The organism is Terrabacter sp. LjRoot27, assembly GCF_964254175.1.
Classification (GTDB): Bacteria; Actinomycetota; Actinomycetes; order Actinomycetales; family Dermatophilaceae; genus Terrabacter.
In genome coordinates this window covers 1,545,286-1,555,661 of record NZ_CAXUSS020000001.1, presented here as the reverse complement: position 1 = coordinate 1,555,661, position 10,376 = coordinate 1,545,286, and the positions used below count along the sequence as shown (strand labels likewise).

8 protein-coding genes are annotated in these 10,376 nt (G+C 71.1%); all 8 read right to left on the bottom strand.

Going from position 1 to position 10,376, the window contains the following annotated elements; all coding sequences use genetic code 11:
* Positions 1-180 precede the first annotated feature (180 nt).
* The 8 genes from ACSQ2D_RS07235 to ACSQ2D_RS07200 are packed head-to-tail and all read right to left on the bottom strand — an operon-like array spanning position 181 to position 10,297.
* Positions 181-894, bottom strand: coding sequence for a gamma-glutamyl-gamma-aminobutyrate hydrolase family protein (locus ACSQ2D_RS07235; RefSeq protein WP_435985292.1), 714 nt, complete (start codon positions 892-894; stop codon positions 181-183).
* Positions 895-925: 31 nt separating this feature from the next.
* Complete coding sequence (locus ACSQ2D_RS07230) at positions 926-1,693, bottom strand: 3-oxoacyl-ACP reductase (RefSeq protein ID WP_435985291.1); 768 nt, start codon at positions 1,691-1,693, stop codon at positions 926-928.
* A gap of 51 nt (positions 1,694-1,744) precedes the next feature.
* Positions 1,745-3,118: an aldehyde dehydrogenase family protein gene (locus tag ACSQ2D_RS07225; RefSeq protein ID WP_435985290.1), complete on the bottom strand. Its 1,374-nt coding sequence runs from the start codon at positions 3,116-3,118 to the stop codon at positions 1,745-1,747.
* Positions 3,115-4,482: a glutamine synthetase family protein gene (locus ACSQ2D_RS07220; RefSeq protein WP_435985289.1), complete on the bottom strand. Its 1,368-nt coding sequence runs from the start codon at positions 4,480-4,482 to the stop codon at positions 3,115-3,117. The genes ACSQ2D_RS07225 and ACSQ2D_RS07220 overlap by 4 nt, the downstream gene beginning before the upstream one ends.
* A gap of 19 nt (positions 4,483-4,501) precedes the next feature.
* Positions 4,502-5,230, bottom strand: a complete 729-nt coding sequence (locus ACSQ2D_RS07215) for a FadR/GntR family transcriptional regulator (protein WP_435985288.1) — start codon at positions 5,228-5,230, stop codon at positions 4,502-4,504.
* Positions 5,231-5,283: 53 nt separating this feature from the next.
* A complete protein-coding gene (locus ACSQ2D_RS07210) occupies positions 5,284-7,755 on the bottom strand; it encodes a GcvT family protein (RefSeq protein WP_435985287.1) in 2,472 nt (823 codons plus the stop codon).
* Positions 7,752-8,708: a phosphotransferase gene (locus tag ACSQ2D_RS07205; protein WP_435985286.1), complete on the bottom strand. Its 957-nt coding sequence runs from the start codon at positions 8,706-8,708 to the stop codon at positions 7,752-7,754. Before ACSQ2D_RS07205 ends, ACSQ2D_RS07210 begins: the two co-directional genes overlap by 4 nt.
* A complete protein-coding gene (locus ACSQ2D_RS07200) occupies positions 8,705-10,297 on the bottom strand; it encodes an amino acid permease (RefSeq protein WP_435985285.1) in 1,593 nt (530 codons plus the stop codon). The genes ACSQ2D_RS07205 and ACSQ2D_RS07200 overlap by 4 nt, the downstream gene beginning before the upstream one ends.
* Positions 10,298-10,376 lie beyond the last annotated feature (79 nt).

Below are 10,376 nucleotides of genomic sequence, written 5' to 3'. Positions count from 1 at the left end.
TTCGATAATGAGGGTGCCGGTGGGCACGGGTCGCTTCATCACACGCTCACGGTAGGGCTCGCGAAACGTCCGCGAAACACCACGTCCGGATCGTGGGACCGCCGTCCCACTCCGCGGCCCGGGTGACCCCGCCACCCACGTGGGCTGCGGCGCCACCTCGACCGGGCCGGACGGCATACGTCATCGGCTCGTGGCGGCGGCCTCCACGAGGGCGCGGAAGAGGCGCGGGTCGGTGCCGACCTCCGGGTGCCACTGGACCGCGAGCCGGAAGAAGGCGCCCGGGTCCTCCATCGCCTCCAGCGTCCCGTCGTCGGCCCACGCCGAGGCCTCGTAGCCGGGATGGGTCAGGACGGACTGGTGGTGGTAGCTCGGCACGTCGGCCTCCTCGCCGAGGATCTCGGCGAGCCGGGTCCCGGCGACGGTGCGCACGGCGTGGTTGCCGTACGTCGCGGGGGCCGGCGAGTGCTCGTCGTGGCCGACGCGGTCGGGCACGTGCTGCTCGAGCAGGCCACCGGCGGCGACCGCCATGACCTGCATCCCCCTGCAGATGCCGAGGACCGGCAGGTCGGCTCCCGCCGTCGCCCGCGCGATGGCGAGCTCCGTCGAGTCCCGGTCGGGACGCGAGGCCTGGACGGAGGCGTGCCGTTCGTCCGCGTAGAGCTCGGGCGCGACGTCGACGCCACCCGCGAGGATGACGCCGTCGAGGCGCTCGACGATCGCGAGGGCGGTGCCGTCGTCGGCATCGGGGCGCGGCGGGATGACGACCGCGATCCCGCCCGCGTCCTCGACCTGGCGCACGTAGCGGTGCGGCACGAGGGCGCCGGGCACGTCGACCCAGCGACCCCACGACGCCCGCTCGACGTAGGCGGTGATCCCGATGACCGGACGACCCATGACGACCTCCTGTCCCAGCCTCCCACCGGCCTCAGAGCGGCGTCACGTACGCGCCCGAGATGCCGCCGTCGACGAGGAAGGTCGACGCCGTGATGAAGCTGGACTCGTCGGAGGCGAGGAAGAGCACCGCGTTGGCCATCTCCTCGGGCTCGCCGAAGCGACCCATCGGCACGTGGACGAGCCGCCGCGCGGCACGCTCCTCGTCCTTGGCGAAGAGCTCCTGGAGCAGCGGGGTGTTGACCGGGCCGGGACACAGGGCGTTGACGCGGACCCCCTCCCGGGCGAACTGGACGCCGAGCTCGCGGGACATCGAGAGCACACCGCCCTTGCTGGCGCTGTAGGAGATCTGCGACGTGGCCGCCCCCATGACGGCCACGAACGAGGCCGTGTTGATGATCGAGCCCTTGCCCTGCTCGAGCATGTAGGGCAGGGCGGCCTTGCAGCAGAGGTAGACCGACGTGAGGTTGACCTCCTGCACCTTGCGCCAGGCGTCGAGGTCGGTGTCGAGGATGGAGTCGTCCTCGGGCGGGCTGATGCCGGCGTTGTTGAACGCGATGTCGACCGAGCCATACGTCTCCTTGGCCGTGCGGAAGAGCGTGTCGACGTCTTCCTTGCTCACGACGTCGACGCGCACGAAGGTGCCGCCGACCTCCTCGGCGATGCGCGTGCCGTTCGCCTCGTCGAGGTCGCCGATGACGACCTTCGCGCCCTCCTCGGCGAACCGCCGCACGGTCGCGAGCCCGATGCCCGAGCACCCGCCCGTGATGACCGCGACCTTGCCGTCGAGCCTGCCTGCCATGTGGATGTCCTTCCAGCCCAGTGGATCTGCGTGATGGAGTCGTGTCGACCGTCAGTCGGTCGAGATGAAGACGTTCTTGACCTCGGAGAAGGCGTCGAGCGCGTCGGGGCCGAGCTCGCGCCCGATCCCGCTCTGCTTGAAGCCGCCGAACGGCGTCGAGTAGCGGACGCTGCTGTGCGAGTTGACCGACAGGTTGCCGGCCTCGACGCCGCGCGCGACGCGCAGGCCACGGCCGATGTCGCGGGTCCAGATCGACCCCGAGAGGCCGTATGCCGTGTCGTTGGCCTTGGCGACCGCGTCGGTCTCGTCGTCGAACGGCATGACCGCGACGACCGGCCCGAAGACCTCCTCCTGCCAGACCCGGTCGGTCGTCGAGCGCGGCAGGACGACGGTCGCGGGGTACCAGTAGCCGCTGCCCTCAGGGGCGTCCCCGCGGAAGGCCACGTCGACGTCCTCGGTGGCGTCCTCGACGTAGGAGCGCACGGTGTCCCGCTGGCCGGCGCTGATGAGCGGCCCCATCTCGGCGGCCTCGTCGCGGGGGTCGGTGACGACGACGCCGCGCACCGCGGTCTCGAAGTGCTCCATGAAGGTGTCGAAGGCGCTGCGCTCGACGAGGATGCGGCTGCGGGCGCAGCAGTCCTGGCCGGCGTTGTCGAAGACGCCGTAGGGCGCCCGCGCCGCGGCGAGCTCGAGGTCGGAGTCGGCGAAGACGATGTTGGCGCTCTTGCCGCCGAGCTCGAGCGTGACGCGCTTGACCTGGTCGGCGGCGCCGCGCATGATCCGCTGGCCGACCGCGGTCGAGCCGGTGAAGCACACCTTGCGCACGTCGGGGTGGGTGACGAAGCGCTCCCCCACGACCGCGCCCTTGCCGGGCACGACCGTGAGGACCCCGTCAGGGATCCCGGCCTCGAGGGCCAGCTCACCGAGCCGGACTGCGGTCAGCGGGGTCAGCTCGGCCGGCTTGAGCACGACCGTGTTGCCGGCGGCGAGCGCCGGCGCGAAGCCCCAGCCGGCGATCGGCATGGGGAAGTTCCACGGGACGATGATCCCGACGACGCCGAGCGGCTCGCGGAACGTGACGTCGATGCCTCCGGCGACGGGGATCTGCCGGCCGAAGTGCCGTTCGGGCGCGCCGGCGTAGTAGGCGAGGACGTCGCGGACGTTGCCCGCCTCCCACCGCGCGTTGCCGATCGTGTGACCGGCGTTCTCGACCTCGAGCAGGGCCAGCTCCTCCTGGTGCTCGCCGACGAGGTCGGAGAAGCGACGCAGGAGCAGCGCCCGGTCGGCGGGGCCGACGGCGCGCCAGGCGGGGCTCGCTGCCGAGGCCCTGGCGATCGCGGCGTCGGTCTGCTCGAGCGAGGCGAGCTCGACGGTGCGGACCACCTCCTCGGTGGCCGGGTTGATGACGTCGTGCGTGGTGGTCACAGTCGCTCGAATCCTCTCCTGCGCTCCCAGTCGGTGACGGCGGCGTTGAAGGCCGTGATCTCGACGTCGGCGGCGTTGACGTAGTGGTCGACGACCTCGTCCCCGAAGGCCGCCCGGGCCATGGTCGACCCGGCGAGCAGGTCGCGGGCCTCCTGCAGCGTCGAGGGCACGCGCGGCTTGTCCGACGTGTAGGCGTTGCCCTCGAGGGCCGGCTCGAGCTCGAGCTCGTGCTCGATGCCGTGGAGCCCCCCGGCGAGCATGGCCGCGACGGCGAGGTAGGGGTTGAGGTCGCCGCCGCCGATGCGGTTCTCGACGCGCAGGCCGGCGCCGTGGCCGACGACGCGCAGCGCGCACGTGCGGTTGTCACGACCCCACGCCACCGTCGTCGGGGCGAAGCTCGCCGACGCGAACCGCTTGTAGGAGTTGATGTTCGGCGCGTAGAAGTAGGTCAGCTCGCGCTGCGTCGCGAGGATGCCGGCGAGGAAGTGCTCGAACATCGCGCTGTGCCCGTGCTCGCGCTCGTCGTCGACGAAGACGGTCTCTCCGTCGAGGCCGCGCAGCGACAGGTGGATGTGGCACGAGCTGCCCTCGCGCTGGTCGAACTTGGCCATGAAGGTGAGCGACTGCCCGTGGTGGGCCGCGATCTCCTTGGCGGCGTTGCGGTAGACGACGTGGTTGTCGCACGTGCGCACCGCCGTGTCGAACAGGAAGCCGATCTCGTGCTGGCCGTAGTTGCACTCGCCCTTGGCGCTCTCGACGACGGCGCCGGCGGCATACATCTCGTTGCGGATCTCGCGCAGCAGCGGCTCGACTCGGTCGCCCCCGAGGATCGAGTAGTCGACGTTGTAGCGGTTCGCGGGTGTCAGTCCCGTGTAGTTCGCGTCCCAGGCGTGCTCGTAGGACTCCTGGAAGACGATGAACTCGAGCTCGGTGCCGCAGTGCGCCGCCATCCCGAGGGCGGCGGCCCGGTCGACCTGGGCCTTGAGCACGGAGCGGGGCGACTGCGTGACCGGCCCGCTGCCGTCGAGCCACGTGAGGTCGCACTGGACCGTCGCCGAGTGACGGCTGCCCGGCGTGCGCCGCAGCGTGTCGAGGTCGAGGTCGAAGAACATGTCGCCGTAGCCGCGCTCCCACGAGGAGATGGCGTAGCCGTCGACCGTGTTCATGTCGACGTCGACGGCGAGGAGGTAGTTGCAGCCCTCCGTGCCGTCCTCGAGCACGTGGTCGAGGAAGTAGTGGCCGTGCAGGCGCTTGCCCTGCAGGCGTCCCTGCATGTCGGTGAAGGCGACGACGACGGTGTCGATGTCGCCGGACTCGACCTCCTCGCGGAGCCGGTCGAGCGTGAGCGTGGGTGTGGGCGCCATGTCGTGCCTTCCTGTCGTCTCAGCCGATGAGGCCACGGAGCAGTGCGGAGGTCGCGTCGCAGTGCTCCTCCATGACCGCCCTGGCTCGTTCCGGGTTCCCGCCGAGGATGGCCCCGACGATCTGGTGGTGCTGGGCGTTCGAGTGCTCGATGTTGCGCCGGAGCACCGGGATCGCCATGAGCATGTCGTGCAGGGCCGCCTGCGACCGAGTCACGGCGTCGATGAGCATCGGCGAGCCGGAGAGCGTGGCCACGGCGAGGTGCAGCCGCGAGTCGGCGACGCGGTGCGCCGCCCCGTCGACCGCGTCGTCGACCTCGGCGAGGCTGTCGGTGAGCCAGGCCCGCTGGTCGCCAGCGAGGGGCTGGGTCGCCGCGAGCCAGGCGGCGCCGGGCTCCACGACGCGGCGGAAGGTCAGCGCGTCACGCATCGCCGCGCCGCTGCGCACGAACGCCCCGGTCGTGCTCGAGGGGAGCTCCGCGGCGTCGGTGACCCACGTGCCGCCGCCGCGACCGCGGCGGGTCGTCACGAGGCCCGAGTCGCGCAGGGCGGCGATCGCCTCGCGCAGCGTGTTGCGGCTGACGCCGAGCCGCTCGGCGAGCTCCCGCTCGGGCGGCAGCTGCTCGCCGCGCGTGAAGACGCCCAGCCGGATCGCCGTCGCCAGCTGCTCGACGGTGCCCTCGAAGACGTTGCCGGTCGCGGGGCGCAGCACGACGTCCGGGAGGGACGGCTGTCGTACGGCTGCGCTCACGTGTCGATCCAATACCGTCACCTCCACCTCGTCAATGGTCTGAGAAGGAACCATTAGGGCGTGTCGGACCCGGTTCTCCGGAGTCGCAGCCCCTGCGGGTCCAACGGCGCACGGAGCCCCACCGCCAGGAGGTGGCGGTGACCCGCGACGTCGATCTCCCACTCCCCCGTGCGTACCCACTCCGTCGTGGCCTCGCCCGTCTCGCGGTCGCCCACGAGCGCCAGCCCGACGCCGGCCCCGACGGTCGCGCCCCATGCAGCGCTCGTCACCTGCCCGACGGGCCGCCCGTCCCGGAGGACGAGCTCACCGCCCCACGGGTATGCCGCCGGGTCCCCCACGACGAACGACACGACCCGTCGCGGCGGGGTCACGGCCCTCGCGGACTCGACCGCTCTCCGGCCGAGGAAGTCGACGTCCGTGCCGAGCTTGCAGGCGAAGGTCAGGCCGGCCGCCACGGGTCCGGTCTCGGTCGTCAGCTCGCGTCCGAACGCGCGGTAGCCCTTCTCGAGCCGCATCGCCTCGATGGCGTAGTAGCCGGCCGGCCGGACCCCGAGCCCGGCACCGACCCGGAAGAGCTCGTCGTGGACCCCGGCCGCGAGCTCGGTCGGCACGTAGAGCTCCCAGCCGAGCTCGCCGACGTACGTGATCCGCGTGGCTCGCACGACGGCCGCGCCGAGACGCACCTCGCGGCTCGAGCCGAACGGGAACGACGCGTCGTCGAAGGCGTCGTCCGAGAGGGCGGACAGCAGGTCGGCCGAGCGCGGCCCCATGACGCCGAGGACGGCGTACGCGCTCGTGACGTCGACGACGCTCGCGTCGGCGCCGACGGGCACGTGCCGCCTCAGCCAGTCGAGGTCGCGCACCGTCGTCGCCGCGCTGCTGACGACGAGGAACTCGCGCTCGCCCGTCCGGGTCACGGTGACGTCGGACTCGTAGGTGCCACCGTCGTTGAGGATGCCGGTGTAGACCGTGCGCCCGACGGGTACGGCGACGTCGGCCGTGCAGATCCACTGCAGCGCCCGCTCGGCGTCCGCGCCGACGACGAGGTACTTCGAGAACGAGGTCTGGTCGAACACGGCGACCGCCTCGCGCGTGGCCCGCTGCTCCTCGACGCACCAGTCGACCCAGGTCGGCCGCTCCCACGAGTAGTCGAGTCGGGGCGACTGCCCTTGCGGCGCGAAGACGTTGGCGCGCTCCCAGTGGTTGCGGGTGCCGAGCACCGCCCCCTGCGCGACGAGCCGGTCGTGCACCGGAGAGAGCCGCTGCAGCCGTCCCGTGCCGGGCTCGCGGTTGGGCCACGGCACGGCGTAGTGCAGGCCCAGCACCTCGACGACCCGCTCGCGCAGCCAGGCGTTGTTGCCGGCGAGCGGCGAGAAGCGACGGATGTCGGCGCTGACGAGGTCGAGCGTCGGACGCCCCTCGGCGACCCACTCGGCCAGGGCGCGGCCGGCCCCTCCCGCGCTCGCGATCCCCACGGAGTTGAACCCTGCTCCGACGAAGAAGCCCGGCAGCTCCGGCGCCTCGCCGACGATGAACTGGTTGTCGGGCGTGAAGCTCTCGGGGCCGTTGTAGAACTTGCGGATCCCCGTCTCGGCCAGGACCGGGAGACGGTGGATCGCGCTCTCCATGAGCACCTCGAAGTGCTTCCAGTCCTCGTCGAGGAGCGCGAACTCGAAGGGGTACGGGATGCGGTCGGGCGACACCCACGGCTTGGCCTCGGGCTCGAAGCCACCGACGAGCAGGCCGCCCACCTCCTCCTTGACGTAGGTCCAGCCGTCGGGGTCGCGCAGCACCGGGAGGTCCCGGTGCACGCCCTCGACCGCCTCGGTGACGACGTAGAAGTGCTCGGCCGAGTGGAGCGGGACGTTGACCCCGGCCATCGCGCCGACGGCTCGCGCCCACTGCCCGGCGCAGTTGACGACGACGTCGGCCTCGACGTCACCGTGGTCGGTGCGCACCCCGGCGGCCCGCCCGTCACGCGTCAGCACGTCGGTGACGCGGACACGCTCGGCGACCCTCACCCCGAGCTGCCGCGCGCCCTTGGCGAGGGCCTGCGTGAGGTCGGTCGGGTTGGCCTTGCCGTCGCCGGGGAGCCAGATGGCGCCGACGACGTCGTCGATGCGAATGAGCGGGTAGCGATCGTGGGCCTGCTCCGGCGTCAGCAGCTCGCAGTCGAGGTCGTATGCCGCCGCGCTGGCTGCCGTGCGCCGCAGCGCCACCATGCGTTCCGGGGTGCGGGCCACGGTCAGGCCGCCGCAGACCCGGTAGCCGGTGCCGAGTCCCGTCTCAGCCTCGAGGCGCGAGTAGAGGTCGGTCGAGTACTGCACGAGCCGGGTGCCGGCCTCGCTCGCCCGCAGCTGCCCGACGAGTCCTGCGGCGTGCCACGTCGTGCCGCAGGACAGGGTGCCCTGCTCGACGAGGAGCACGTCGGTCCGCCCGAGATGAGCCAGGTGGTAGGCGACGCTGGCGCCGATGACCCCGCCGCCGATGACGACGACCTCTGCGCGAGAGGGGATCTCGGTCATCGTGGCGCTCCGGGGTCGTCGCCGGTGGCGGCGTCGACGAGCTGGCCGAGGCGCCGGCTGGTCAGCAGGGCGGCAGCCGGCTCGAAGCGCTCGGTCGTGAAGGCCCAGAAGTCGGCGTCGAGGTCGGAGACGCCGTGCTGGATCGCACCCCACAGCGTCCACGCGTACTGCCCGGCCAGCCCCCAGAGCTCGGCGCGCGCGAGCAGGCGGTCGCTGACGCGGCCGTGGTAGGCCTCGACGAGCTCGACGAGGTGGTCGTGGTCGAGCCGCGACTCGCCCACGAGGTTGCCGAGCTCGAACGCGGCCTCGTTGGTGCCGGAGTACTCGTAGTCGATGATCCGCACGTCCCCACCGTCGTCGAGGAAGTTCGCGGCGAGCAGGTCGTTGTGGCACGGCACGAGCGGGTCGGGGTGGACCCGCAGCGCGCGCTCGACGCGGGTCGATGCCTCCTCGAGCAGCCAGTAGCCCTCGGGGACCCGCAGGCCGCGCTCACGGACGATGGCGGCATACGACCTCTGGATGTCGAACATGTCGAAGCGCGAGGCGAACTCCGGGCCCTCGTGCAGCCGGCGCAGGGACGCCGCGACACGGCCGAGGTTGGCACCCACGTCGGCGGCGGCATACGTGCGTCCGGGGAGGAACTCGACGACGAGGATGCCCGCTCCGGGCACGTAGTCGAGGACCGGGGCACCCACGCCCGCCTCGGCCGCCGCGATCGAGTTGAGCCACTCGTGCTCGTGGTCGACGGCGAGGAGCGCACTCGTCGGCGACGAGACGCGCACGACGACGTCGAGGCCGCCCGTGCGGACGCGGTAGTTGTGGTTGGTCAACCCGCCGGGAAGCTCCGTGACCTCGCTCGGCTGTCCGGCGTGGGACAGCCGAGCGAGGGCGGTGGCGAGCTGGTCGGCCGGACCGGGAGCGGGGTCCGGCCGGGCCCGCGGTTCCGTGGTCACTCGCTGAACGCGTCGACGACCTCGGGGTCGATGTTGCTCTTCGGTCCCTTGAACCAGTGCCGCGCCGAGACCCGCCACCACACGCCGAGCACGAGCAGGGAGCCCAGCGTGAGGATGGGCGCGTAGTTGACGAACTTCCACTCGAAGCCGTCGGTGAAGGGCACCCCGCCGGGCACGAACGGCAGGATGAAGTAGATCGAGATGATCGCGATCTCGATGACGGCCACGAGGTTCATCCACTTGTACTTCGGCCCGTTGGTCCACGAGCCCGGCACGAACGCGTCGCCCATCTTCCACCGGAGCCAGATCGGGATGAGGAAGGCCAGGTAGAGGCCGATGACGGCCACCGAGACGACGGCGTAGAAGGCGGTCGGCACGATGAGCGGAGCCTCCTCAGTGCCGATGTTGACCTCGACGAGCGCGGGCAGCGTGATGATCGCGCTGACGACACCGACGAGCATGACGGCGTTGGCCGGCACCTTCGCCCCGGTCAGCGTCGACCACAGCCGCGAGCCGGGCACGGCGCCGTCGCGACTGAAGGCGAAGGTCATGCGCGAGGCGCTCGTCATGCACGAGGTCGTGCAGAAGAACTGGCCGATGCACGAGATGGTCAGGATGGCGGCCGCCCACTTCGAGTCCATCGCGTGCGTGAAGATGTAGGCCACTCCCCCACCGCCGACGCCGACGTTGTCGGGCTTGCCGTCCGCGCCGTCCGGCACGGCGAAGAGGAAGCAGAGCAGGAGGATCCAGCCGCCGATGGCGGAGTAGAAGATCGAGCGCCAGATCCCTTGTGCGGCAGCCTTGGACGCCGCCGAGGTCTCCTCGGACAGGTGGGCGGAGGCGTCGAACCCGGTGATGGTGTACTGCGTCAGCAGCAGGCCGAACGGGACGACGAGCAGCCAGTACGTCGGCGAGCTCGTCGAGCCGTCGGAGTAGCCGGAGTTGTTGAAGCGCTCGGTGAAGACGTAGCTGAAGCTCTGGTGGTTGTCGGGCACGACGATGAGGATGAGGATGATGACCGCGGCACCGACGACGTGCCACCACACGGAGACGTTGTTCATGACCGCCATGAGGTGGCCGCTGAAGATGTTGAGCACGGCGGCCGCGACGAGCACGACGAGGAAGATCCAGAAGACACGGGTCAACGAGTAGCCGGCGGCATATCCCTCGGACCACGTGCTGAGGGCCAGGTCGATGAAGGTCGCGCACCCGTAGGCGACCGAGGCCGTGACGGCGACGAGCCCGATGAGGTTGAGCCAGCCGGTGAAGAAGCCGGCGCGCGCGCCGCCCATCTTGTTGGCCCACCAGTAGATGCCCCCCGAGGTGGGGTAGGCCGACACGAGCTCGGACATCGTCAGACCGATGACGAGGATGAAGGCGGCCACGATGGGCCAGCCCCACGAGATCGCGATCGGGCCGCCGTTGTTGAAGCCCTGGCCGAACGTCGTGAAGCAGCCGGCCAGGATCGAGATGATGGAGAAGGAGATCGCGAAGTTCGAGAAACCCGACCACGACCGGTCGAGCTCCTGCTTGTAGCCGAGTTCCGCCAGTCGGCGTTCGTCGTCGGAGAGATCAGTTGCCTGAGCCATGCCCTGCACTCCCATCTTCGGTATGAAGTTGGACCGATGCTAGCGCCGCGCATCGCAGCCGAACAGACCTCCGAGAGAC

Excerpts from the sequence above, each read along its gene's own strand:
- ACSQ2D_RS07235 (WP_435985292.1), bottom strand. The coding sequence starts at position 894 with ATGGGTCGTCCGGTCATCGGGATCACCGCCTACGTCGAGCGGGCGTCG.
- ACSQ2D_RS07230 (WP_435985291.1), bottom strand. The coding sequence starts at position 1,693 with ATGGCAGGCAGGCTCGACGGCAAGGTCGCGGTCATCACGGGCGGGTGC.
- ACSQ2D_RS07220 (WP_435985289.1), bottom strand. The coding sequence starts at position 4,482 with ATGGCGCCCACACCCACGCTCACGCTCGACCGGCTCCGCGAGGAGGTC.
- ACSQ2D_RS07210 (WP_435985287.1), bottom strand. The coding sequence starts at position 7,755 with ATGACCGAGATCCCCTCTCGCGCAGAGGTCGTCGTCATCGGCGGCGGG.
- ACSQ2D_RS07200 (WP_435985285.1), bottom strand. The coding sequence starts at position 10,297 with ATGGCTCAGGCAACTGATCTCTCCGACGACGAACGCCGACTGGCGGAA.